General features: G+C 31.5%; 28 protein-coding genes. 5 read left to right on the top strand and 23 right to left on the bottom strand.

Going from position 1 to position 24,733, the window contains the following annotated elements; all coding sequences use genetic code 11:
- Positions 1-129 precede the first annotated feature (129 nt).
- Together KGNDJEFE_RS05850 and KGNDJEFE_RS05855 are read right to left on the bottom strand one after the other, a co-directional pair.
- Positions 130-1,044, bottom strand: a complete 915-nt coding sequence (locus KGNDJEFE_RS05850) for a hypothetical protein (RefSeq protein ID WP_006440446.1) — start codon at positions 1,042-1,044, stop codon at positions 130-132.
- A gap of 222 nt (positions 1,045-1,266) precedes the next feature.
- The gene (locus KGNDJEFE_RS05855) at positions 1,267-2,028 is read right to left on the bottom strand and encodes a TSUP family transporter (RefSeq protein WP_006440445.1); all 762 of its coding nucleotides are present in this window, start codon (positions 2,026-2,028) and stop codon (positions 1,267-1,269) included.
- 166 nt (positions 2,029-2,194) lie between these two features.
- Between KGNDJEFE_RS05855 and KGNDJEFE_RS05860 the strand changes: the two genes are divergently transcribed.
- On the top strand, positions 2,195-2,959 hold the full coding sequence (locus KGNDJEFE_RS05860; RefSeq protein WP_040410471.1) for a lysophospholipid acyltransferase family protein: 765 nt from the start codon (positions 2,195-2,197) through the stop codon (positions 2,957-2,959).
- Positions 2,960-3,212: 253 nt separating this feature from the next.
- Complete coding sequence (locus tag KGNDJEFE_RS05865) at positions 3,213-3,878, top strand: hypothetical protein (protein ID WP_006440443.1); 666 nt, start codon at positions 3,213-3,215, stop codon at positions 3,876-3,878.
- Between the two features lie 96 nt (positions 3,879-3,974).
- Here KGNDJEFE_RS05865 and KGNDJEFE_RS05870 read toward each other — a convergent pair whose 3' ends face one another.
- The 3 genes from KGNDJEFE_RS05870 to KGNDJEFE_RS05880 all read right to left on the bottom strand — a co-directional run bounded on the left by KGNDJEFE_RS05870 (position 3,975) and on the right by KGNDJEFE_RS05880 (position 6,906).
- Positions 3,975-4,394, bottom strand: a complete 420-nt coding sequence (locus KGNDJEFE_RS05870) for a hypothetical protein (protein ID WP_006440442.1) — start codon at positions 4,392-4,394, stop codon at positions 3,975-3,977.
- Between the two features lie 372 nt (positions 4,395-4,766).
- On the bottom strand, positions 4,767-5,729 hold the full coding sequence (hemB, locus tag KGNDJEFE_RS05875; protein WP_006440441.1) for a porphobilinogen synthase: 963 nt from the start codon (positions 5,727-5,729) through the stop codon (positions 4,767-4,769).
- Positions 5,730-5,976: 247 nt separating this feature from the next.
- Positions 5,977-6,906, bottom strand: a complete 930-nt coding sequence (locus KGNDJEFE_RS05880; protein WP_006440440.1) for a ferredoxin-like domain-containing protein — start codon at positions 6,904-6,906, stop codon at positions 5,977-5,979.
- Between the two features lie 247 nt (positions 6,907-7,153).
- Here KGNDJEFE_RS05880 and KGNDJEFE_RS05885 point away from each other — a divergent pair, with 247 nt between their 5' ends.
- The gene (locus KGNDJEFE_RS05885) at positions 7,154-8,071 is read left to right on the top strand and encodes a LysR substrate-binding domain-containing protein (RefSeq protein ID WP_006440439.1); all 918 of its coding nucleotides are present in this window, start codon (positions 7,154-7,156) and stop codon (positions 8,069-8,071) included.
- An 81-nt stretch (positions 8,072-8,152) separates the two neighbouring features.
- Here the strand turns inward: KGNDJEFE_RS05885 and KGNDJEFE_RS05890 are convergent, their stop codons facing one another.
- The 5 genes from KGNDJEFE_RS05890 to KGNDJEFE_RS05910 all read right to left on the bottom strand — a co-directional run bounded on the left by KGNDJEFE_RS05890 (position 8,153) and on the right by KGNDJEFE_RS05910 (position 13,069).
- Positions 8,153-8,974 (bottom strand): hypothetical protein, encoded by an 822-nt coding sequence (locus KGNDJEFE_RS05890; protein WP_006440438.1) that lies wholly within the window; start codon positions 8,972-8,974, stop codon positions 8,153-8,155.
- A gap of 299 nt (positions 8,975-9,273) precedes the next feature.
- A complete protein-coding gene (locus tag KGNDJEFE_RS05895; protein WP_006440437.1) occupies positions 9,274-10,206 on the bottom strand; it encodes an acetyl-CoA carboxylase carboxyltransferase subunit alpha in 933 nt (310 codons plus the stop codon).
- A 2-nt stretch (positions 10,207-10,208) separates the two neighbouring features.
- Positions 10,209-11,144, bottom strand: coding sequence for an acetyl-CoA carboxylase, carboxyltransferase subunit beta (accD, locus tag KGNDJEFE_RS05900; RefSeq protein ID WP_006440436.1), 936 nt, complete (start codon positions 11,142-11,144; stop codon positions 10,209-10,211).
- 11 nt (positions 11,145-11,155) lie between these two features.
- On the bottom strand, positions 11,156-12,508 hold the full coding sequence (gene accC / locus KGNDJEFE_RS05905; protein ID WP_006440435.1) for an acetyl-CoA carboxylase biotin carboxylase subunit: 1,353 nt from the start codon (positions 12,506-12,508) through the stop codon (positions 11,156-11,158).
- A gap of 12 nt (positions 12,509-12,520) precedes the next feature.
- Positions 12,521-13,069, bottom strand: a complete 549-nt coding sequence (locus KGNDJEFE_RS05910; protein ID WP_006440434.1) for a biotin/lipoyl-containing protein — start codon at positions 13,067-13,069, stop codon at positions 12,521-12,523.
- 310 nt (positions 13,070-13,379) lie between these two features.
- Between KGNDJEFE_RS05910 and KGNDJEFE_RS05915 the strand changes: the two genes are divergently transcribed.
- Entirely contained in the window at positions 13,380-13,658 is a 279-nt protein-coding gene (locus tag KGNDJEFE_RS05915; RefSeq protein ID WP_006440433.1) for a hypothetical protein, read from the top strand.
- 278 nt (positions 13,659-13,936) lie between these two features.
- Here KGNDJEFE_RS05915 and trmB read toward each other — a convergent pair whose 3' ends face one another.
- The 3 genes from trmB to KGNDJEFE_RS11935 all read right to left on the bottom strand — a co-directional run bounded on the left by trmB (position 13,937) and on the right by KGNDJEFE_RS11935 (position 15,443).
- Positions 13,937-14,581: a tRNA (guanosine(46)-N7)-methyltransferase TrmB gene (trmB, locus tag KGNDJEFE_RS05920; RefSeq protein WP_006440432.1), complete on the bottom strand. Its 645-nt coding sequence runs from the start codon at positions 14,579-14,581 to the stop codon at positions 13,937-13,939.
- Between the two features lie 209 nt (positions 14,582-14,790).
- Positions 14,791-15,117: a hypothetical protein gene (locus tag KGNDJEFE_RS05925; RefSeq protein ID WP_006440430.1), complete on the bottom strand. Its 327-nt coding sequence runs from the start codon at positions 15,115-15,117 to the stop codon at positions 14,791-14,793.
- Positions 15,118-15,308: 191 nt separating this feature from the next.
- Positions 15,309-15,443 carry a hypothetical protein gene (locus tag KGNDJEFE_RS11935; protein ID WP_006440429.1) on the bottom strand — a complete coding sequence of 45 codons (135 nt, stop codon included), beginning with the start codon at positions 15,441-15,443 and terminating at the stop codon, positions 15,309-15,311.
- 640 nt (positions 15,444-16,083) lie between these two features.
- On the opposite strand from KGNDJEFE_RS11935, the gene KGNDJEFE_RS05935 reads away from it, so the two are divergent.
- Positions 16,084-16,944, top strand: coding sequence for a YitT family protein (locus KGNDJEFE_RS05935; RefSeq protein ID WP_006440428.1), 861 nt, complete (start codon positions 16,084-16,086; stop codon positions 16,942-16,944).
- A 404-nt stretch (positions 16,945-17,348) separates the two neighbouring features.
- Here the strand turns inward: KGNDJEFE_RS05935 and KGNDJEFE_RS05940 are convergent, their stop codons facing one another.
- The 10 genes from KGNDJEFE_RS05940 to KGNDJEFE_RS05985 form a co-directional block, all read right to left on the bottom strand.
- Entirely contained in the window at positions 17,349-17,624 is a 276-nt protein-coding gene (locus tag KGNDJEFE_RS05940) for a Fic family protein (RefSeq protein ID WP_006440427.1), read from the bottom strand.
- Between the two features lie 89 nt (positions 17,625-17,713).
- The gene (locus KGNDJEFE_RS05945; RefSeq protein ID WP_006440426.1) at positions 17,714-18,826 is read right to left on the bottom strand and encodes an AAA family ATPase; all 1,113 of its coding nucleotides are present in this window, start codon (positions 18,824-18,826) and stop codon (positions 17,714-17,716) included.
- 333 nt (positions 18,827-19,159) lie between these two features.
- The gene (gene bcp, locus KGNDJEFE_RS05950) at positions 19,160-19,621 is read right to left on the bottom strand and encodes a thioredoxin-dependent thiol peroxidase (protein ID WP_040410469.1); all 462 of its coding nucleotides are present in this window, start codon (positions 19,619-19,621) and stop codon (positions 19,160-19,162) included.
- Between the two features lie 323 nt (positions 19,622-19,944).
- A complete protein-coding gene (locus KGNDJEFE_RS05955; RefSeq protein ID WP_040410468.1) occupies positions 19,945-20,307 on the bottom strand; it encodes a NifB/NifX family molybdenum-iron cluster-binding protein in 363 nt (120 codons plus the stop codon).
- A 57-nt stretch (positions 20,308-20,364) separates the two neighbouring features.
- On the bottom strand, positions 20,365-21,189 hold the full coding sequence (locus KGNDJEFE_RS05960) for an MBL fold metallo-hydrolase (RefSeq protein ID WP_006440423.1): 825 nt from the start codon (positions 21,187-21,189) through the stop codon (positions 20,365-20,367).
- A gap of 68 nt (positions 21,190-21,257) precedes the next feature.
- Positions 21,258-22,178 carry an ATP-binding protein gene (locus tag KGNDJEFE_RS05965; protein ID WP_006440422.1) on the bottom strand — a complete coding sequence of 307 codons (921 nt, stop codon included), beginning with the start codon at positions 22,176-22,178 and terminating at the stop codon, positions 21,258-21,260.
- A complete protein-coding gene (locus KGNDJEFE_RS05970; RefSeq protein ID WP_040410467.1) occupies positions 22,150-23,052 on the bottom strand; it encodes an ATP-binding protein in 903 nt (300 codons plus the stop codon). Before KGNDJEFE_RS05970 ends, KGNDJEFE_RS05965 begins: the two co-directional genes overlap by 29 nt.
- Position 23,053: 1 nt before the next feature.
- On the bottom strand, positions 23,054-23,422 hold the full coding sequence (locus tag KGNDJEFE_RS05975; RefSeq protein WP_006440420.1) for a NifB/NifX family molybdenum-iron cluster-binding protein: 369 nt from the start codon (positions 23,420-23,422) through the stop codon (positions 23,054-23,056).
- A 60-nt stretch (positions 23,423-23,482) separates the two neighbouring features.
- Positions 23,483-23,896, bottom strand: a complete 414-nt coding sequence (locus KGNDJEFE_RS05980) for a DUF134 domain-containing protein (RefSeq protein WP_006440419.1) — start codon at positions 23,894-23,896, stop codon at positions 23,483-23,485.
- A gap of 405 nt (positions 23,897-24,301) precedes the next feature.
- On the bottom strand, positions 24,302-24,637 hold the full coding sequence (locus KGNDJEFE_RS05985; protein ID WP_006440418.1) for a DUF4869 domain-containing protein: 336 nt from the start codon (positions 24,635-24,637) through the stop codon (positions 24,302-24,304).
- Positions 24,638-24,733 lie beyond the last annotated feature (96 nt).

Consider the following 24,733-nt stretch of genomic DNA (forward strand, 5'->3'; position numbering starts at 1 on the left):
TATTAAAAAAGTGCTATTTTTAGGCCACAACTGTGTTATATCTATGTTCAGAATCTTAGTTTACTTTAAGAAAATGTTATTTTCTGTTAAATTTATGTTTTTTAGAAGCAACTTAATTAAATAAGTTACCTAAAACTGATTCTTTTTCCTAATCATCTCATCAAGCTCCTCTTTGCTATATTTATACACCGTCTGCTCAAAGTTGATAAACTTGTTCCTATTTTTTCTAGCACCATAATTATCTATTTTAGTGCTACCATTGACACTCTTATAATCAGATTGTAACGCTGCCATCAAGAACGCACATTTATTATCTACATTCCTATTTTTAGTAAGCTCTATCTTTTCACGCAAATAATCACAACCTTTTTCCTTGCTCATCAAAATATTAATAACTTTACTAGCATAACTATCTGTATACGAATATCCTAAAAACTCTTTTAATATACCTTTTGTTTCTATAGCAACCACCATCTTCCCTGGTTGTTGTGTAATAAATGTAGTTTTAGTTGTGTTGTTATTGGTATTGGTTGTGACAATCTGTCCATTTGCATTATGACAAGTTGTCACATTGCAAGATGACAGTCTGTCACAATGCATTTCACCATCTTGACAATATGCATCATGACAATTTGTCATACTAATTTCCATATTCTCTCTTATATTTTCTACTTCATATTTATTAAATAACTCACTCTTTTCATCAACAATTTCATTAAATTTATCGTAATCTATACTGTACCATTTTGTTCTGTCAAATCCCACTTTATTAAAATTGCCTACTATTAAAATACCTTTCTCCTCTAATGATTCAAAAATTCTCTTAACTGTCCTCTCGCTCCAAAAATAGAAATATCTCTCACGCCATTTTTTTATACTGTTAAATGTCCAGTATCTACCATTTTTGTAATTTATGTTGTTTTCTCTGTTTTTATTTATCCAGTAGTCCACCATCCCCAAAACAAGCGCCTCATTAATACCTAAAACAGCTGCCATCTTTGGACCTGCTCTAAATACAAAATCATTTTCTATCATCGTTTTCATAGAATTCTTCCTCCTAACTTTTTTACAATCTTTCTAAATACAATCTATCATTAGAAGGATTCATCTGTCTTTTTTCAAGTGACATTTCACTTTTTCTTTGGAAAAATGACACCTTGTTTTTTTTACTTTATTTTGTGAAATTGCAATATTGAACACAAAAAAATAAGATATTAAACCATTTATTGAAATTCAGGTTAATATCTTATTTTTTATTTTTTTAATTTATATAATCCCAGTTACTTTTAGTACAAGCAAGAATAATGCAAATAATATACTCGGTTTTACAATTCTCGCACCATTTTTCATTACAAGCCCAGCACCTATATATCCTCCTATCATGTTGCATATTGCAGCTACTATCCCAATCATAAACATTACTTGCCCGTTCAAAATAAAGATAATAAGTGCGGTAATATTTGTTGTAAGGTTTATCACTTTCGCCTGTGCATTTGATGTTTTTACACTCATTTTTGCAAATACAGTGAACGCTATTATTAAAAATGTTCCCGTTCCTGGTCCATAAAATCCATCATATATCCCTATGAAAAACGCTGCTACACATGCGGTTACATATGTGCGTTTATCCAAAACAATCTCATCAGAACCATAATCGTGGAATGTTTTTTTATTAAGCACAAAAAATGCAGATATTGGTAAAACCAAAACTAAAACGTATATCATCACTTTATCATCTACAAGCAAAGAAATATGTGCTCCAATTGATGAACCAATAATTGCTGCAATAACTGCTGGTACCGCCAATTTGAAGTTTACCAATTTATTTTTAATAAATCGCAAAGTAGCAAGTGTAGTCCCAAATGTAGAGGACATCTTGTTCGTTGCAATTGCTGTATGTGGTGGAAGTCCTGCAATTAAATACGCAGGAAGAGAAATCAGTCCACCTCCACCACCAATTGCATCTATTAAACCTGCCAAAAACAAAAATGGGCAGATAATTATAAATGTCTTTAATGTAATTTCCATTTACCCCTCCTTTTAATCCTTCAATCGTACTCTTAATTTATATTTTTATTATATCAAATTTATTTCATTTTTTATAATTATTTACACTTTCAGTTTATAGACTTTAATTTCGTTTTATGCTAAAATATTCTTTGCAAAAATTTAGAACGTAAGGAGATGTTTGTTCTTGTTTAACTATATAAAATTCCGGATTATGCAGATTTTCGGATTTATCTCATCAATTCCACAGCTGAATAAGTTTAGAAAGGATCCAGACAAATACACATCTGATGAAAAGTTCGCTTTTCTAAAAAAATTAGCTGCTAAATCATTAAAAAAGGTTAAAATCAATGTAAATGTAATCGGTAGAGAGAGAATTCCAAAAGAACCTGTTCTTTTCGTTATTAACCACTCTAGTATGCTTGATAGCTATATATTAGTAGATAGTGTTGATAGGGGTATCGGTTGTGTAATTGCAGATGAGCCAGTTTGGAGAAAGATTCCTATCGCAAGCAAGTGGATTGAACTTTCAAAATGTGTGTTTATCAACAGAAAAAATAATCGTGAAGGTATGAAGGCAATAAATCAAGCTGCTGACAATATAAAAAATAATCACTCTATGGCTATCTTCCCAGAAGGTGATTTAACTTGGGTTAAAGACGACAATGCATATATCTCAGACTTTAGATCTGGTGCATTAAAAATCGCTTACAAAGCAAAATGCCCTATTGTTCCAATGGTTATAAAAAATTCTAAAGGAACTTATGAAGGTTATCAGCCAGTTGGAAAAATCAACTCTAAAGATGTTGAAGTTGAATTCTTAAATCCAGTTTACAAACACATAGAAAATCCAAGATACAAAACTGTAGAGCTTGGAGAAGAAATCAGAGAATCAATGATTGAAAAAATGAGAGAATTTGACAATGCTAAATGCGAACGTGCTGCTGTTTAGTATTTTATAATTAGATATTATTATATTTATAGAAGTTATCGTAATTATATTATGGTAACTTCTTTTTTTATTATTTTAGAGAACTTGATAAATTATTTCGAATTATATTACAATTTTGTATCTTTTGATATTAATTCTTTTGTGAATATCCTTTTCATAGTATAATAAACTAAACAAAATAAATTGGAAGTGATATATATGTTATAAAAAAGACTTCTATTATTTAAAAAGATTTCTCGAAAGGAGAATTGTTATGAAAAAAAATCTTGTTTTAGCATCAATTTTAGCAGTATCTCTTCTAGCAGCAGGTTGCTCTCAGGCTGGAAAAGTATCTGATGTAACTCCAGTAACATTGACAGAAAGAGAAAAACAGATTGCAGCTTTATCAGGGGAATATCCATTTGTAGTGGATGTAAACTACCCAGAATATGTTAAAGGAACAGTGCTTTCTTATGAAGTTTGGAAAAATGGCTCTATGGTAGAAAACAATGTGGTTATGTTTGGTGGATCTGCTGACGAAAACAATAAAGAATCATTTACTATGATTTACGATATAGATGATGATTGGAAAAACTGTAAACTAAACCTATCATCAACTTCTGCTCGTACTAGCTTTGATATAAGCTTATTAAACAAAGATGAAAAAGCTCCAAACGCAGTTATGCCATCATTTGGTGCAGAAGACGTCGGTGAAGAATACAATGTAAAACTTGTTCCAGGTGGCTCATACGTACTATCAGCGCTTACTTACTCATACAACAACGCAATGGAGTCTATTGACCATAAAAACGGCGACTACAAAGACTTCACTTCAGAAATCGGCAAAAATAATACTTACATACTTGTAAGACTTGATACATTTGACAGTGAAAAAGCTGCGGAAAAGTACGCAGATTCTATGTTGGTTAATGAAGAATAGAATTTTTATAGCATAAAAATCAAATAAAATAAGGACAAGAAAATTAACTTATCTTAGACTAAAATCACAGATTAGTTATTATCTTGTCCTTTTATTTTATTTATTCCTTTTTCTTATATAATAAATCTTTGCAAAAAACTCAGAGAAAATCATCACATCAAAAACAACCATCGCAACCATACCATATCCCATAAGCGCCTCTGTAATCCAAGTAGTTCCTCTAAGAAGATAAATCCCACCGAAAAACAACACAACACAAATCTTAGTAACAGTAATCGCTATATTATTAGCCTTAAACTCAATCGCTGAATCTACCTTTCTCTGCTCTTCTCTCTCCTTGTCGCTCTCATCAAACATTGAATTAACTATCCCATTCAACCCGAACATAAACATCAAAGATGTCATCATAACAGGATAATAATCAAAATCTCTAGCAAAACACAATACTAGCTGAAGAAGTGCCAAAGAAATAAAAGTAACTCCCCAAACAACAAAATCCTTCTTATTCTTTATCATATAAGTCAACTCCCATAATATATATTTTATTTATGTAAATTATACCACAAACCTATAAATAATCTTTCTTCATTTTTCTCTCAATTTTCTCAAAATATCCAACTTCAAACTAGTATACCCACCTTGTACTAGCGACAGACTTATAAACATAATTAATTATTGGGATAAAAAAAGACTAGTTAAAAACAAGTGTAACTAAAAAGAAGGAATTATATTCAAAATTACGACAATCTGCATGACGCTTTCGTCATTAGCCTCGAACGGAGTTCGAGCTAGACAAAGAAAGCGTCGAAGCCTGGAGTATTTTGAATATATTCCTTCCCTTTTCAAGATTACACTAGGATTAACTAGTCTTTTTTATCCCAACATTAATTATTTTATTTTCTTAGCGATATCTTTGGCGAAGTATGTTATTATCATATCCGCACCAGCTCTTTTTATTGAAGTAACTGCTTCCATTATAGCATCTTCATTTAAAAGACCTTCCTTAACTGCTAACTTAAGCATTGAATACTCACCAGAAACATTGTATGCACAAAGTGGCATATCAAAGTTATCCTTAACTCTTCTTATAACGTCTAAGTAAGAAAGTGCAGGTTTAACCATTATTATATCTGCTCCTTCTTCTATATCTAAAGCACATTCTCTTAAAGCTTCTGTGCTATTTGCTGGATCCATCTGATAAGTTTTTCTATCTCCAAATGATGGAGCTGAGTTTGCAGCATCTCTAAATGGTCCGTAGAAACTTGAAGCATATTTTGCACTGTATGCCATTATTCCTACTGTTTCAAATCCGTTTTCATCAAGTGCATTTCTTAAAGCACCTATTCTTCCGTCCATCATGTCAGAAGGAGCTACCATATCAGCACCTGCTTTTGCGTGGCTAACTGCTATCTTAGCTAAATATTCTAATGTCTGGTCATTATCAACATAACCTTTTTCTGTTAATATTCCACAGTGTCCGTGGCTTGTGTACTGGCACATACAAACATCTGTTATTACGTTCATCTCCGGAGCTACTTCTTTTATTTTTCTAACAGCTCTCTGAACTATTCCGTTATCTGCAAATGCTTCTGAACCACAAGCATCTTTTTCACCTGGTATACCAAACATTATAACGTGTTCTATACCTAATTCCACTATTTCTTTTATTTCAGCTTCTAACATATCTACTGAAAAATGATAAACATCTGGAAGTGAAGGTATTTCTTCTTTTATATTTTCACCTTCAACAACGAATAGTGGGTATATAAGATCGTCTACATCTATTTTAGTTTCTCTTACTAAATTTCTCATTGCTTTGCTTATTCTAAGTCTTCTAGGTCTTTTTAACATATCAATTCCTCCATTTAAACTTTTAACAAATTTCTAACAATCTTTTAAAAATATTTAGAGTTAGAATGTATTACTTAAATTTTACTTTATTTAACACCTGTATTTATTTTAAATGTATTTGGTTAAAAAGTCTAGTCTTTTTTACTTTATATTAAAATTTTTACAAGTTAAAATACAAATAAGTGTTGAAATTTTCATATTTAGAGTTTTAAAATAGAACTATTTTAATTTTTGTGAATTTATTAAACTAAAACTCTCTTGCTAGTATTTCGTCTTTTCTTGAAAGTATATCATCGCTTAAAAGTTCTTTTTCAACTTTATCAAATCCTACTCTCTCTACAGTAACTGCGAATCTTTCTCCAAAGTTTCCGTTTTCTCTGAAGAATAATATCGCTTTTTCTATAGTTTTCATTATTTCTGCTTCGTCTGTAAATATTTTTCCTAATAATTTACCATGAGAAATCTGTTTACCCCATCTTCCTCCAACGTATACTTTGTATCCCTGTTTCTGTGTATCCATTGCTTTGAAATAGCATTTTTCTATACATCTACCACAGTTTATACATTTATCGTAATCTACAACCATTGTTCCATCAACTAACTTAGCTGCTCCAACTGGACATACTGCCTCAACAGCACATTTTTTACAGCTCTTACATTTATCTAGGTTTATAGCTGGAACTCTAGCTCCTATAACCCCTAAATCATTTAAATTTGGTTTTACACAGTTATTTGGACATCCACCAACAGCTATTTTGAACTTATGAGGTAGATTTACATCATGCCATTTTGTGTAGAATTCATCGTGTATTTTTTCTGATAAATCATAAGTATCTATAAGCCCATACTGACAAGTTGTCCCCTTACAAGACACAACTGGTCTAACTCTTTTTCCTGATCCACCTGTTTCTAAACCTTTTTCTGCTAAGAAATTCATAAATGGTTCTATATTTTCAAATGGTATTCCTGGACATTCTAAAGTTAATCTTGTAGTAACTAAAACCTCTCCATTACCAAATCTTTCTGCTGCTTCGGCTACATTTCTAAGAACCTCTGCACTTACCTTACCATTTTTTGTAATTACTCTTCCTGAAAAATTATCTGTTCCCTTGTTGCTAAAGAATCCTAATGCTTTTACTCTAGCCTCTTCTGCCTTACTTACTGTTAATGTTGCCATACTGACTCCTCCTTAAAAATTTAGTGATTTTCCCAATTTATAGTCTAAAATTTCCTTATTAATAATTTTGTTACCTAAAAAGCCTCTACTTATTAATATAACACTTTTTCATATAGGTTTAAAATTATATTAAATTATAGTTTGAATAAGATTTCCTTATAGTTCTTATATCAACTTTACTCACCCTATACAATCTTTATGCTATAATTAAGTTATAAATCATTTATTAATTCAAGGAGGATTTCTTATGACAATAAGACATTTAAAAATCTTCGTAAGTGTAGCTGAAAACGGAAAAATGAGCACAGCAGCGTCAAAATTTTTCATATCACAACCAGCAGTAAGCCAAGCAATCAAAGAATTAGAAGACTACTATGGCGTTCTATTATTTGATAGAATTTCAAAAAAATTATACATAACAGAAGCTGGCAAGAAACTTTTAGAATATGCAAAAAATGTTTTAGCTGAATTCGACAAGTTAGAAGAAGGTATGAATGCGTTTAAAGATATTAAAACGCTTAGAATAGGCGTTACTGTTACCGTTGGAACAAACTTTATCTCTAAAGTTTTAGCTGAATTTAAGGAAAATACTAAAAATATTGAAACATATATAAGAATGAATAATACTAAAAACATAGAAACCCTTCTCCTTGAGTCAGAGCTTGATTTGGCCGTTGTCGAAGGAAAAGTTAAAAACAAAGAATTAATATCAATTCCAGAGGTGGACGATATTTTGGTGCTTGTCTGTTCAAAAAATCATCCATTCTATGGAAAAGAACACATCACATTTGCCGATTTAAAAGATGTCAACTTTGTTCTTAGAGAGCCTGGCAGCGGCACAAGAGAACTTTTTGAAAAATATCTTGAAAAACACAAACTAAAAATAAATGTAACTTGGGAAGCAAGCTCTCCAGAAGTAATCAAACAGGCTGTAATAAACGACGGATGCGTGACAGTAGCATCTCTAAGATTATTTGAAAAAGAAATCCAAAGTGGTGAAATGTACGCATTTAGAAACAAAACTAAAGAATGGAACAGATCATTTTCTGTTGTGTACCACAAAAACAGAAAACTACCAGAATACGCTAAAAAATTCATAGAAATCGTAAAAGAAAATAAAGAATTTAACATATTAGACGAAATTGACTACGGAATACTATCTTAATCACAAACACATTAAATTTTTACAAAATAAAAAAGAGTTAGCTGTTACAAAATCTTATAACAGCCTAACTCTTTTTCTTTTTTATCTAAATCTACCGAAGATTGCAGATATCATCATTGATAATACAGTCACCGGTATAGATATTATTATACAAGTTGTCATAATCAGGAACATATACGTAACCAATCTTATAAACTTACCGCTAAAATCTATACCCATAAGTCCAAAAATAACCGTACAAAGCACGATTATAAGCACAACTATAGGAATTGCACTCTTGCTATTTTCAATATCCGCTCTACTTAGCGACAAATGTATGCAAATTGAATAAATCGCAAATAAAAGCACTATTCCCTTTATAGAAACAAGTGATGGAGAATTAATAATTAAAAACAAAGTATTTATCCCAGCCATAACTATATGCACAAGAAACTTGAATAAATCCAGATTTTCAATCATTTCTAAGCTCTTCTCAATATCTATAATCATATTAAATATTGCAAACTCGCTCCCCAAATACAGCTTTATAAGCATATAAACAATAAAGCTTCCTATTATAACCGGCGCAGTTCCAATAAAGAAATCTCCTATCATCTTATAGACATTACCCTTATTTCTTGAGTGAACCACTCTCCCAAGAACACCATCAGACTTGCTCTTAGACGGTCTAAAAAGCTCTACCTTCTCTACATCGTGCCCAAACAACTTACACGCTAAAAAATGGCTCATCTCGTGTACGGGAACACCTACAATTCCAGTAATCAAAATTCCCTTGCGCCCAAGCCCATTTTGCAAATAATCTATATTTCTATCCTCTATAAAATTGAGTATAAGCCCTAACAAAAACGTACCTAATATAAAATAGGCTGCATTGAACAACCCATCAAACAAAAAAAGCTTCAATATATTTAATCTCCTTCCCTCAAAAGTATCATAAACATATTATAAACTTCTTTTGTTACATTTTCATCTTATTTTTAATAATTTTATTAGCTTGTAGCAAATTACTCAAATCAAAATTTATAGGAATAATAACTAACTTGGTGGATTGAAGTGCATAGACAAAACTCTCTCGACAATCTGGAGACGTGAGGAATTTTTGCAATAGAACTATTTACTTGTACACACGTCGAAGCTGGAGAGGAGTTTGTCTATGCACTTCAATCCACCAAGTTAGTTATTAACATATAAATTTTGATTTCTTAGAAGTACTTTCCTATATTTCTAAATTTTTCGTATCTGTGATTTTTAATTTTTTCTCCACTAAATTTAGTGTAATAATTTAATCTATCAATTACATACTCTTTCATATCAGCAGCCACTTTATCTGGATTATTTTGAGCACCACCAACAGGCTCATCAATCACATAGTCGATTATTTTTAATTCTTTCAAATCCTGTGCAGTCATCTTCATATATTCACAAGCGTCTTTTGCTTTTGAAGAGTCCTTAAACAATATACTCGAAAGTCCCTCAGGAGATATTACAGAATAAACAGAGTGCTCAAGCATACAAATTTCGTTGCCTACTCCAATTCCAAGTGCACCACCACTTCCGCCTTCACCTATAACTATTGCAATAACAGGTACTTTAAGTGCACTCATTTCCATAAGATTTCTCGCAATCGCCTCACCTTGACCTCTTTCCTCTGCACCAATTCCACAGTATGCGCCAGATGTATCTATAAATGTCACAATTGGACGATTAAACTTCTCTGCCTGCTTCATAAGTCTAAGAGCTTTTCTGTATCCTTCTGGATTTGCCATACCAAAGTTTCTGTAGATATTTTCCTCTGTACTACTGCCCTTCTGATTTCCAACTACAGTAACCGAATATTTGCCAATTTTTCCAATACCGCCGATAATCGCCCTATCATCTGCAAACCCTCTATCGCCATGAAGCTCGATAAAATTGCTCACAATTCTGTTTATATAGTCAAGTGCAGTAGGTCTTTTTATATCCCTACTTATACTCACCTTTTCGTATGGAGTTAGACTTTTAAATTTCTTAGATTCCTCTTCCTTTAAAATCTCCTCTAAATACACTATCTTATCAGAAAAATCTAGCCCACTCGTTTTAGAAATTTCTTTTAAATTTTTTATATCCTTCTTTATCTGTTCTACATTTCTTTCCATTTTTACTTCCTCTTATGCATGTACAAAATTTTGTAAATCGTATCCTTTAAATCTTTTCGCTCTACAATCATATCCAAAAATCCATGCTCCATCATAAATTCAGCAGTCTGGAAATCCTCAGGTAGCTCTCTACCTATTGTCTGTTTAACTACTCTTTTTCCTGCAAATCCAATAAGCGTCTTTGGCTCAGATATTATAATATCTCCAAGCATTGCAAAGCTGGCACTTACACCACCTGTTGTAGGATCCGTCAAAATTGAAATATACGGCTGCCCTTTTTCAGCAAGCTTTGTAACAGCCCGTGAAGTTTTTGCCATCTGCATCAAAGACATCATTCCTTCTTGCATTCTTGCACCACCAGATGCACTGCAAACAACAACTGGAATATTATGTTCTGCACCATATTCAAATGCATACGAAATTTTATCCCCTGTGACAGAGCCCATACTTCCCATCATAAAAGCGGGATTCATAACACAAAGCACATATCTAATTCCGTTAATTCTTCCAATTCCTGTTACAACAGACTCTGATTCGTTAGTCTTTTCCTTATACGATTTTATCTTTTCGCTGTAATTTGGGAATTTCAGAGGATCAACTAACTCAGTTTCTTTATTTATTTCAATAAATGTACCCTTATCTGTAAGCATTTCTATTCTATCTCTTACATTCATCCTCATATGCTTATTACATTTTGGGCATACAAATAAATTCTCCTCTAAATCTTTGTTAAATGTGTACTCACCACATTCCGGACACTTACTCCAAAATCTATCATCTATATTATTAGACTCGTGGTTGTTTGCTATGTAATTTCCATCCTCTTTAATTTCTTCTTTTTCTTGAATTTTTATAGGGATAGATGTGTAGTTGTCGCTTTTTTTCTTAGCTTTATTCTTTTGTTTCTCTTTTTTAAAAAGCTGTAATCCATTTAACACTTATCTATCACCTATCTTTCGTTTAATTTTCTTTCTATAAACCCTGTGTCGTGTGTGTCGTTTAGGAATTCATCAGAATTTATTAACTCTCTCTGGAATTCTATATTCGTTTTAATTCCGTCGATTATCAACTCATCTAATGCTCCGTTCATTTTTGCAACACATTCTTCTTTTGTATCAGCCTTACATATTAATTTTCCAATCATTGAGTCGTATAGCGGTGGTATACTGTATCCTGCATATACAAATGTGTCAAATCTCACTCCAAATCCACCAGGTATATTTATCTCCTCAATTTCTCCAGGACATGGTGTAAATCCACTTTCTGGATTTTCTGCATTTATTCTACATTCTATAACATGTCCTCTCATTAAAACATCTTCCTGTTTGAATGGAATTGGGTTGCCTGCTGCAATCTGTATCTGTAATTTTATTAAATCTTTATCTACTGTCATCTCTGTTACTGGGTGTTCAACCTGAATTCTCGTGTTCATTTCTATGAAGTAGAAGTTTTTATCCTTATCTACTATAAATTCAACTGTTCCAGCTCCTTCGTAATTAGTCCCTTTCACAGCTTTTAATGCACTTTCATATAATCCTTTTCTTTCTTCATCGTTTAAATAGCAACTTGGAGATTCTTCTATCATTTTCTGATTTCTTCTCTGCATTGAGCAATCTCTTTCTCCTAGATGTATAGCATTTCCAAATTTATCCCCAAATACCTGAACTTCTATGTGTCTTGGGTTTTGGATAAATTTTTCCATGTATAAATCACCGTTTTTGAAATATGAGATTGCCTCTGATTTAGCTATTTCAAATGATTTTTCTAAGTCTTCTGGTTGGTGAACTATTCTCATTCCTCTTCCACCACCACCTGCAGATGCTTTTATCATAACTGGGTATCCTATTTCCTCAGCCATTTTTTTAGCTTCTTCTTTGTCTTTTAAAACAGCTTTAGATCCTGGAACAACTGGTACTCCAAGCTTCTGCATTGTACGTCTCGCTTTTGATTTATCTCCCATAAGCACCATCTGCTCTTCTGATGGGCCTATGAAAATTATGTTTTTTTCCTTACATCTTCTTACAAATTCTGGGTTTTCAGATAAAAATCCAAATCCAGGGTGAATTGCATCACATTCTAATTTTTCTGCAATGTATAATATGTTGCCTATGTTGTTATAGCTTTTTGCGATATTACCTGGACCTATGCAAATAGACTCATCAGCTAAAAATCTGTGTATGCAATCTCTATCTACATCTGAGTAAATAGCTACTGTTTTTATTCCCATTTCTCTACAAGTTCTGATTATCCTAACAGCTATGTCCCCACGATTTGCGATTAGTATTTTATTCAAAGTTTTCATTTTTCTCTCCTTCTAGTCTTCCTCTATCACAAATAAAGTCTGTCCGTACTCTACCATGCTTTCATTTGTAGCTTTTATTTCTACAACTTTTCCTGTAAATTCACTTTTAATTTCGTTCATTAATTTCATAGCTTCAACTATGCAAAGTGTGTCTCCTTTTTCAATATGGTCGCCAACACTTACAAACGCTAGAGAATTTGGGTCTGGAGACTCATAGAAAGTACCGATAAGTGGTGCTTTTACTTCTTTTAAATTCTCCCCTGCAAATTCGATTACATTCTCTACTTCATTACCTTCTATTTCATTTGATGTTTCATATTCTAAAACATCTTTTGTGTTTATTATGTTGTTTTCTTCATTTGTAATGTTATTTGTAGCCAATACTTTTTCTGTGTTATTTTCTTTATTTTCAACTATTGAAGTATTTTTTGTTCCTAATTCTATATTTCCAACCACTTTTTTAGAAACTTCAAGTTCTATGTCTGAAGTATTTAGTTTTACATATTCAAGTTTTGTATTGTCTATAAGCATTAAAAGCTCTTTTATCTCTTTAAAATTCATTTTTACCTCCTATTATTAGTACCTAGTACTAATAATATATCATAAAAACTAATACTAGTAAATAAAAAACTCTCTTCCATTCCATTGTAATTTTATTTTACATTTTAAAATTGTTTTTAATTTATGTTTTAATTTTAGTTATTTATATAATTATCTTGCTTTAGGTATTGAATTTTCAATTTTTATTTATTATACTTTTTTATAGTGTATGAGTTTTGTACGGGTTTTATTTTTAGATAATTTTTGTATGAAATGTACTCTATAATTAGATTTGATTTTAATGTTTTTTTGAGAAAGGAATGTATTTGTGATGTTAGAAACTATAGATTTTGCGTTGAAGATAGCATTTTTTGTGCTAACTTTTCTTTGGGCTGGTAAGATTTTAATTTTTAGATCGGATAAACAGATAGTTATCAACCCAATAGTTATGCTTATTGCAGCAATTTTAGCTATTCTGCCACCGTCATCTTCTACAGAGTTGATTTTTGGATTTGAAGTGATAAAAGTTAGAATTGCATTATATGCGATACACTGTCTAATAATACTATTTGGACTATTCTCTATGAGAAAAAGAGAAGCAATCTTCTAATGAGAAAAAGCCTACTATCTTGTTTGACAGTAGGCTTTTAATATTACAATATTTAATTATCGTTGTTAATTCGTTTCTTACACTTAGGCTATGTTCAAATCAATTTTATATGGATAATAACTAGCTTGGTGGATTGAAGTGCATAGACAAAACGAACTCGACAATTCTGCAGACGTGCAGCATTATCACACCAAAAGCTTTTACGTGCACACACGTCGAAGCCTGGAGAGGAGTTTGTCTATGACTTCAATCCCCGAGAGTTATTAACATATAAATTTTTATTTTCTTTTGGCTGCTTCTAGTCTGTATATTTTCATTCCCTGAGCCATGAATTTGTCTTCGTATTCAGTAGTTACGTTTTCTTCGTAATTGCTGTTTGCAAGGTCTAGAGATATGTTTTTTAGTTTCCAGTCGTTTTCAGCAATTTCGTTTAAACTGAATTCAAATAGTTTTTCGTTGTCTGTTTTGAAGTGTATTTCTCCATTTTCATCTAATACTCTTCTGTATATATTTAAGAAGTCTGAGTGAGTTAGTCTTCTTTTTGCCCATCTGTTTTTAGGCCATGGATCACAGAAGTTTACGTATATTCTAGCAAGTTCGGCAACATCAAAGTATTCTGGAAGCATTTTTACATCTCCCCATATGAATAGTATGTTTGTAAGTCCTTTTTCTTTTGCTTTGTATACAGCATGAAGTAATACTTCTTCCTTTATTTCCATCGCAATGTAGTTTTTATCTGGGTTTAGTTCAGCTAATGTAGTTATAAACTGACCTTTTCCAGTACCCACTTCTATATGTATTGGATTTTCGTTTCCAAATCTTTCGTGCCATTTTCCAGCCATTTCTTCTACGTTTTCGTGGAATACGCAGTCTGTGTAGCTAAGAAGTTTTAAATCGGCACCTTTTTTCTTTCTTCTTCTCATCTATGTCCTCCAAATTTATTCGTATTTATCTTTTTTATTATATCATAATTATCAAAAGTAAAATACAAATTAAAGAAATGCTTTTTAATTATACCTATATAATATAAAAAAAGATACCTTGATAAAATCTCTTCTATCAAGGTATCTCAAACTAGGATATATAGTTATATTTCTTGCAAAATAAACTACACTATTTAATTGTCTACAGATTATTCTCCGCAGCATCCACCACAACCACCGTCGCAGCTGCAGCTCTGTCCTACCATTGATTCTGGTATTACTCTGAATCCAAATCCTGTATCTTCTATTACTATATCTCCGTAAACTTCATATTCATTAGGAGCCATTACGAAAGTAAGACCTTCTACTTCTGTGAAAACATCTCCTTCTTCCATTTCATCTAAAGCTAATCCGAAAGATGGACCACTACAAGCAACTCCCTGGAAATATACTCTTATATTCTGTGGTTTATCAGTATTTTCAGCTAATATAGATTTTAAAGTTTCTATTGCTGTATCTGGAACTGTTATTTTCATTTTGTTACCTCCAAAGTAATTTATTTTTTTAATATTTTACATTCTAATCCTATATTAATACTTTTTAAGAAATAAAAAAAGATGCCTTTGTAAAAAAGACATCTTTCTATAAGTCGCGCTTTGTTAATAGTTTTTTTCTATTTATCTATACAAATATTTCTATTCATATAACTTGGCATTATATGCGAATATTATTCGCAGCATCCACCACAACCACTGTCGCAGCTGCATCCCTGTCCTACCATTGATTCTGGTATTACTTTGAATCCAAATCCTGTATCTTCTATTACTATATCTCCATAAGCTTCGTGCTCTTCTTTACTCATTACGAATTTTAAATCTTCGTGTTCGTAAGTTAAGTCGTTATCTTCTACCTGATCTAAAGCTAGACCAAAAGCTGGTCCACTTCAAGATACTCCCTGGAAGAATACTCTTATGTTATCTGGCTGATTTGGATTTTCTGCTAATATAGATTTTAAAGTTTCCGCTGCTGTTTCTGGAACTGTTATTTTCATTTTGTGTTAATCCCCTTTCAATTATTGATTGTCTGTAGTCTATTAATACCCACCAGGGTATGTCCTAAACAACTTTACTCAAATATTATACCATAATTGCTATTTTGAGTGAAGTTTTAAATACTTTTTTTCTATAATATTATCGATGTAATCTATATCGATTCTTGTTTATTTTTATACCCACAAATTTTCATTTGTATCATATTTTTAATTTTTTATTTATATTTTTATTATTTTAATTTGCTATCAATATAATTTCACTATAAATATATATAAATTTTAAATTTTCTAATTTATTTATATTTTTAAATAATAAGTATATATAGATAATTCCTTTATTTTTTTATAAAAAATAGCCATAATATTTTAATTTTAGAATATTATTATTCTGACATTTATGTTATAATGATATTGTTATTTAAGAGAAAATTTAATATTTAGGAGGAAGAAAATGCAAGAAAGTAAAAAATCAGCAATACTAGAATTTTTCGGTCTTATTTTAGGATGTATATCAATGAGTGTTGGGATAAATGCATTCCTTAAACCTCATACAATAGCTCCAGGTGGATTAAGTGGGCTATCAGTAGTTTTAAACAAGGTTACTGGGATACCAGTATCTGTGATAATGCTTATCATAGGTGTGCCACTTGTTCTACTTACTTTCAAAATAATGGGTGTTAAAAACTCAATGAAAACTCTTTTCGGTACTTTACTGTTCTCATTTATGGTTCAGGCTACTGATGGACTATCTCGTATGAATTTAACACACGACGCACTACTATCAGCTATAGCAGGTGCTGTACTTATCGGACTTGCACTAGGTATAATGTTCAAAGTTGATGCTTCAACTGGTGGAACGGATTTAATAGCACTTATACTTAGTAAAAAATTCCCTAACCTAAAACCAACTCAGTTTATGAGCTGCCTTGATGGTATGGTAGTTATCTCAGCTGGTATAGTAAACAGAAGTATAGAAACTGCTCTTTATTCAGGATTAGCACTTTTCATAATAGTTAAAATCGCCGACATAGTAATGGAAGGATTTGAAAGTTCAAAAGCATTCTTTATAATAAGCGAAAAAGAAGAAGAACTAAGATCTGCAATAACTAGTGAACTTGATAGAGGGTTAACTATAATAAATGCAAGAGGTGGATACACTAACCAGAATAAAGACTTATTCCTTGTTGTGCTTAATAATAAAAGACAGGAAAATGGACTTAAAAAATTAGTAAAAAGAATAGATCCAAAAGCTTTCTTAATCGTTACAGACGTACACGAAGTATTAGGAAACGGATTTAAAGAAATAGAATAATATAAAAAGGAACAATAGAATGACTTATACAGTTACTTCTCTTGTTCCTTTTTTATACTTACTCAAAATACACACCAGCACTAGTTTGTATTTAATAAAAAATGGCCAGCGCACCGTATGCTTACTGACCTAGTCCTATATATATTACTATAATATACTATTATTTTTATATTATGTCAAAAACATTATTTTTATCCTTTTAACTTAATTTATTTCATTTTAACTTAGCAAATGTTAAAATGAAATAAATTAAGTTAAAATTAAAAATTATCACTTTTATTATCCTTCTACTTTTAATATATCCATATACACATAAAAAAAAGAGGTGATTCACCTCTCAATTAATTAAACTAAATACATCTTTGAAACTTTTTGTGTAGCATCTACCTCATTAATATATTCATCTAATCGCTCTTCTTCCACCTAGAAACTAACTTAACAAAATTATTTAAATTACCACTGCAACCAAAATCGTCTAAAGAACTATAATACTCTGAAACAATAGATGGTTTTATTGAAATAGGTAGGAATTCAAAAGACATTAAAATATAATTCATTAATAACCTTGCTGTCCTTCCGTTCCCACCAATAGCATAACCATCTTCCAAAATAGTTTTACTCTCATAATATGTCATAGAGTTACCGTCTATTTTAACAGTATCATTTGTAAACTTTAACACAAAATCCCTACTCAGTTTGACGTCAACACTCAAATGAGCCTTCGGCAAGTCTGGTTTAGCTGAAAGCTACTTATTTAAACTTTACCTATCTAATTACCTCCAGACTTTCTAAATGCAACTGATACATGTGCTCTGCTTGGTAATATATCAGATTTTCTATAGATGTAATTAAGATAACTATGATATGGGTCACATTTATTCTGATTTTTTATAGCAACTCCATCCTTTAAATAATAAATATTTGTGTTTTTTAACTCATCTAATAATGAAAATTGATGTGATGTAAATATTATTTGACCAGATAAGCAGGAATCTACTGATTTAATAATTTCAGTAGTCAAAGAATCAAACACACTACTTTCAATTTCATCTATACATAAACATCTACTTGAATCTACTGACAATGGTATTAAATTGATAACTAACTGTATTATATTTATAATACCAAGTGACTCTTCTGCCAAATCTATATACCCATTATCAGTCTTAACAACTGCCATATATCTATTATCTATATAATTTACTAATCTCAACTCTCGCTTAACAAATAAAGATAAAACATTATTTATCTTATCAAGAACTTGATTTACTAAATTAATTTCATCAGATTCTATGTATAATGGTTGCAATAAATTAAAGATTTTTGAATCCATATTGCTATAAAAATCTTTAATATCAAACTCAACAATATTTTTATTAAATAATAAAACTAGTTTATTGTTGGCAAAATCCATCAACTCCTTAATTAAACCATAATTTTGCATATTATATTCATTAAAAATCTGAGATTTTAAATTGCTATTACCAAATTTTGGTACTTCAATAGTTTTACCACCTAATTTAGTAACTTTAAGTAATTCATCAACAACGTTATTTCTAGTAAATATAAAACTATAGTCTACTAGATAATTAAACTTTTTATAATCAGAAATATAAAAAGTAGCACTAATACTAGCACCCTTATTCTGATTATTTATATGCTTTGCAGTAAAATTCTTTCCAGACATAACAGTCTTTAAAATATCTATAGCATATAGTATAGAAGTTTTACCACTACCGTTTGGACCAAATAAACCTAAAATATTTGAATACTCTTTAGAGTTATTCTCCCTTAAATCCTCATACTCTTCCATACTAATTTTCACTTCTTTTAGATTTCTAATATTTTTAATAACAAGATTTTCAAGTCTTATAGCAAACATAATCACACCTCCTAAGTTATTATAAATATATTATCATAAATTCAAATAATTGTATTGTACTATAATTTAACTAAAGCATTAATTTATTATATTTAAATAAACGTTACGCTACGTTCTGGTTTAGCGGAAGTTAAATGATACTTTATACCACTGTGATAAAAATCCATTCTTTTCATGTGATTTCCAAAAATTAACTATTTTCATTTTATTATTCTCCTTTAGTTTCTTATAAATCTTTTAAATTAAAGTATTTACGTAGAAATAAAAAAACACCTCACAAATTTGTGAAGTGTTTTAATTTATCGTATATTTACTTACAATATTTTTATCTAATTACATATTTTCAACTAAATTTAACATCTTCTCTGGGTCTTCAGCAGCTTTTACTTTTCCATTCGCTTCAATGATTACCCCTTCCTCATCTATAAGATAAGTAGTTCTCACAACACCCATTGAAACTTTTCCAAAATTCTTCTTTTCTTTCCAAACATCATAAGCCTGTATTGCTTCTAACTCTGTATCTGAAAGAATTGTAAAAGAAAGTCCCTGTTTTTCTTCAAATCTCTTATGTGATGCTATACTATCCTTGCTAATTCCAAGAACAACAACTCCATTTTCCTCAAACTTAGGAGCTCTCTCACTATAACCGCAAGCCTGTTTAGTACAACCAGGTGTATTATCCTTTGGATAGAAATATAAAAGAACCTTCTTCCCTCTATAATCCTCTAAACTATGCATATCTCCATTCTGATCTGGTAATGTAAAACTTGGTGCCTTAGTACCTACTTCTAACATATCGTATCCCTCCATATAAAACAAATTTCATAAATTTACTATTTCATTAACATACTCATTATATACCCTAATTATACCATTTATAAACTTATTCTTTATATTAGAAATCAGCAAATAAGATGATGGCTGTTAGCAAGGATTTTGCAAGTAACCTTTTGGGCTTTTGAATAACATATTAAATTCCACTGACAATCTGCAGGCGTGAGATTGTTTTTCAACAAACTATATATCACACACCACGCCGAAGCCTGGAAGGGAATTAATATGTTGTTCAAAGCCATCAAAAAAGGCTGCTGCAAATCCTTGCAACAGCCTCTCTCTCATTAATGATTTCCGCATTCTCCATGATGTTCATGTTTGTTACATACGCTTCCAGTTGATTTTAAGTTTCCAGCTACATAAGCTTCTACTGCAGCTTTAGCTTCACCAGTTGCACCAGTTATAACTTCTATATTCTTTTCGTTGAATATTTCTATGGCGCCACCGCCCATACCACCAGATATAACAACTTTAACACCCATATCATTTAAGAAATTAGGTAAAAATCCTGGTTTATGTCCTGGGTTTGCTATTGATTCTTCTTTCACTATTTTTCCGTCTTCAACATCAAATATATTGAAGTTTGAGCAATGACCAAAGTGTCCTGCTACCATTTTTTCTTCACTTGCTACTGCTATTTTTAACATTTCAAATACCTCCATATAATAACGTCTTAAATTTGCGACTGAATTTAAATTATTTATTTATAAAGTCTCAACAGATCCTGAGGCTAAATAATCAATCTTATCACCCATGATTTCTTTAAGTCTTTCATAGGCTGGAATTCCTGTGCAATGACCTGTGTAGAACTTAGCTCCTGTTTCTAATAGGAATTTTCCTACTTCATCTACATAGCTAAAATCTGCATCTGCGTCTGCATTTTTCCAAGAGAAATGGAATCCTCCTATCACGAAATCTGGGTATCTTCCTTCATTTTTATAGAACTGTTTTAGTATATTAACTATTCCATTGTGTGAACATCCTGTAAATAGGACGTACTTCCCATCTTCTTTTATAATTGTATTTTGCTCATGTAAAAACTTATCCTGAACTATTTCTCCATTTTCTTTCATAAAAAGACCTGAATTTGAAGCAGGTAATGGAGTTTCGTGTGCTACATCTGAGAATAATTTAATATCTTCATCAACTTCAAATATACCTTTAGTTTTTACAATTTGAGGATTTTCTGCAAGGTTTTTATCCATTCCAATGTATTTTATTTCTCCGCTGCTCTTAGAAAAATAATCGTCAAATCCAAGCTCGTGTACATAAACCTTTGCTTTTTTATTCACTTCAAGGAATTTGTTCAATCCTCCAACGTGGTCGTAATGCCCATGTGAAATCACAAGACATTCCACGTCAGATACATCTACTTCCATTTTTTCAGCGTTTTCATAGAATAAGTCTGTCTGACCTGTGTCTATCATAAGCTTTCTTCCATTATTTAGCTCAAGATAAAAACTAAGCCCATGCTCAGCCTTTATATCTTCATTTACAGATGTGTTCTCGCAAAGTGTTTTTATTATCATAGTTTAACATCTCTTTTCCCAAAATATTTTATATTATCAATATTTCATAATATACTACAATTAATACTTTATAATGTTATTACGTTTTCGTAATCCTTCCCTTTAGAAACTTTCTCCGTTTCTTCAGAAAGCATATCAACAACTTTTTTATATACCTCTCTAACAGCATTTCCAGAAGGGCAATCTACCTCAACTATAGTTTTTCCACTGTTTATCGCCTTAACTGCCTCTGTATCATAAGGAATTTTCCCTACTAAAGAAATATTATTTTCTTTACAGAATTCTTCTATTTTATTTGTATTTTCTATATTAGTATCGAATTTATTTACACATACAGCAGTTTTTACTCTAAATCTCGCTGCAGTTGTTATAATTCTCTCCATATCGCTCATCCCAGAAATAGAAGGCTCTGCAACGATAAGAAGTGCATCCACACCGTTTAAAGAAGCTATTACAGGACATCCAATTCCTGGAGATCCATCTATAACAGCGATTTCTACATCGTCAGCTGCATTCTCTCTCATATTTTTCTTAACTTCTGTGACAAGTTTTCCAGATGTGCCACTTCCCATGTACAACTTAGCTGTTGAAAATACTCTATCTTCATCTTTGTAAATCATAGTATCTCCCGCAGCTGATTTCTGCATTGTTATTGCACTTGAAGGACATACATATTCACATACACCACATCCCTCACATCCAAATTTCTTTACAGAAAACTCTCCATTTTTTTCCATTATAGAGTCAAATCTACAGTTTTCCATACATTTTCCACATTGGATGCATTTATCTTGATCTATTACCGCCTTTGGAAGCCCATAGTACGCTTCCTTCTTAGGTTCAGTTTTTTTACCTGCTACAAGGTGAAGGTTTGGAGCATCTACATCACAATCAGCATAAGCTTTTGTATTTGAAAGCTTTATAAATGAGCTAGCCACAGTAGTCTTTCCAGTTCCACCCTTACCGCTCAGTATAAGAAGCTCTTTCATGTTGCACCTCTCCTTTCACTGTTTCAAGTATATTTTTAAACAATTTATTGTATCTTTCACTTTCTCTAGCTGCTATTTTTGCATTTGAATTTAATTCTCCAAGTTCTTTTTCAAAAGGAACTCTTCCAAGAATTTTAATTCCTTTTTCTTTACAGAATTCTTCTGATGGATTTTCTCCATCTAAGCATTTATTTAGCACTACTCCAAATGGTTTACCAAATAAACTAACTAGCTCATACACCATTTCTAAGTTATGTGCTCCAAATGCTGTCGGCTCAGCAACTAACACACAAAAATCAGCATCTTTTATACTTTCCATTACTATGCATGCACTTCCTGGAGGGCAATCTATAATAGAAAGTTTTTCGTTTCCTTCTATATTATTAGAAATCTCTCCATTACTAGAAGATTTTCTATTTTCCTCAAGCAATTTCTCTATTATAGGAACTCCCGACACCTCGCCAGTATTCAAAATTCCTGTGTATATATCAATTCCCTGAGATTTTCCTTTTTCTATTTTTCCTATTACTTTATCTTTTTCAGTAATTGCATTTTCTGGACATAGTAGCGAGCAACCACCACATGAATGACAAATATCTCCAAACACAATCGGCGCCTTTTTTATAAATGCAAGTGCATTAAATTTGCAGAAATCCACGCATTTTCTACAACCACTACAAAGTTCTTTATTGACCTCAGGAATTTTTACAGATACATTTTCCTCTACAATTTCTTCTGGTTTAAAGAACAAATATCCATTTGGCTCCTCAACATCACAATCTATGTAAGTAGCTGATTTTGATGCTGCAGCCATATTTACTGAAAGAAGGGTTTTTCCTGTTCCACCCTTCCCACTAAGTACTGCTATATTCATACTAGTTTGCACCATGTCCGTGGAATCCAGCGTGGATTTCAGTTAATTCCTCTAATTTTCCTTCTTTAAAAGCTTCTATATTTTCTCTTGCAGTTCCTTTAAATGTTCTATACATCTTAACTTCTCCAGCTTCAAGAACTTCGGCTGCATTTTCACCACATCTTGGAGTTAATAAAACTTCAACCTCAGCATCTACTATTGTCTGAGATGCTTTAATTCCTGCACCCGCTGATTCTGCTATTGCACTATTGTCTAAAATTTCTTCATTTCCATTTTCTGTGTCGTATATTAGGAAGTATGGTGTACGTCCAAATGATATACAAACCTCTGAATCTATATTTTTTTCGTCTACTGGTATAGCTATTCTCATAATTTTACACGTCCTTTATTATTTTAATTTCTTTTAAATTTATACTTCTTATACTTCAAACTATTTTTCTTCATTTGAATTTTTTTCTAAGTTTAAAATTTCTTTTTCTTGATGTTCTTTTTCCATCATCTTTCTTTTTCTACATTTCTTACATCCTCGCATACAGCCCATTCCTGAGCCTTCTGTAAGAACGTACTCCCCACCTTTTATAACGATAACACTACCATTTACAAGAGATTCCGCAAGTTTTTTTCTCGCACTTGTGTAAATTCCCTGTACTGTAGTTCTTGCGATATTCATCTGCTCTGCACACTGAGTCTGATTAAACCCTTCAAGATCTATTAATCTTATTGTTTCATACTCGTCCACAGTCATCGTTATAAATTTTCTTTCTGATTCAGGAGCGTCTATCGGTCCAAATCTTTCATTTTCTGGAAGACCGCAAACATTTCTCCATTTAATTGGTCTAGGCATAAAACACCTCCTAAGTTATCGACATATGTCACTTACAACTATAATTATACTCCGTTTATGACATATGTCAATAAAAGTTATCACAATTTCTTTTTAACAGCCTATTTTGCGCAATCACAATTATTTGCTCTCCAGGCTTCAGCGCCTCGCACTTTTATGTAACACATTTAGCAGCTGTGAGGCGCTTGCAGAATTGTAGCTTACGAGCAGTTATAAATCTTGTCCTAGTTTGTTTACTTGGCATAAAAAAATACTACTATGAAGTTAATCATAGTAGCACTTGTAATTATTTTATTCACCGTTTAGCGCAATTCTAGCTTCTCTGAAGTAATCATCAAAATTATTAACAACTTTGCCAGTGTTAAGTATCTTTATTTCAAATTTCTCCCCAAAATCAATTATATGCTATAAAAGAATTATTCTATCCTTATTTTCTGCTATTTTTAACAAATATTTAGCACAGTTATCTCCACAATGTATTGCATTAAAGATATGCTCATCATCATTATCTATCAATATCAAAGTCTTTGTACCACCAGACAATCTATCTGGGGACATAGCTCCAAAAACAGGACTTTGAATTAAATTCGGTCCTATAACTTCAGATTTATCTACAGCCTTTATTATCTCCTTAGATAAATCTTTTACCAACCAATTTGGATCATACCAATGGTCAAAATATGAATCGGGATTATAAATATATTTGCTTCCCTCTTTATCTCCAAAGTAAATATTTAACATCTCAACACCGCCTTTATTATAATAATATTATAACATTATTTGTATATATAACATATAGCAATAAAAAATGCTACCATGAAGTTAATCACAGTAGCA

Origin of the sequence: Peptacetobacter hiranonis (assembly GCF_008151785.1) — a bacterium.
Lineage (GTDB): Bacteria > Bacillota > Clostridia > Peptostreptococcales > Peptostreptococcaceae > Peptacetobacter > Peptacetobacter hiranonis.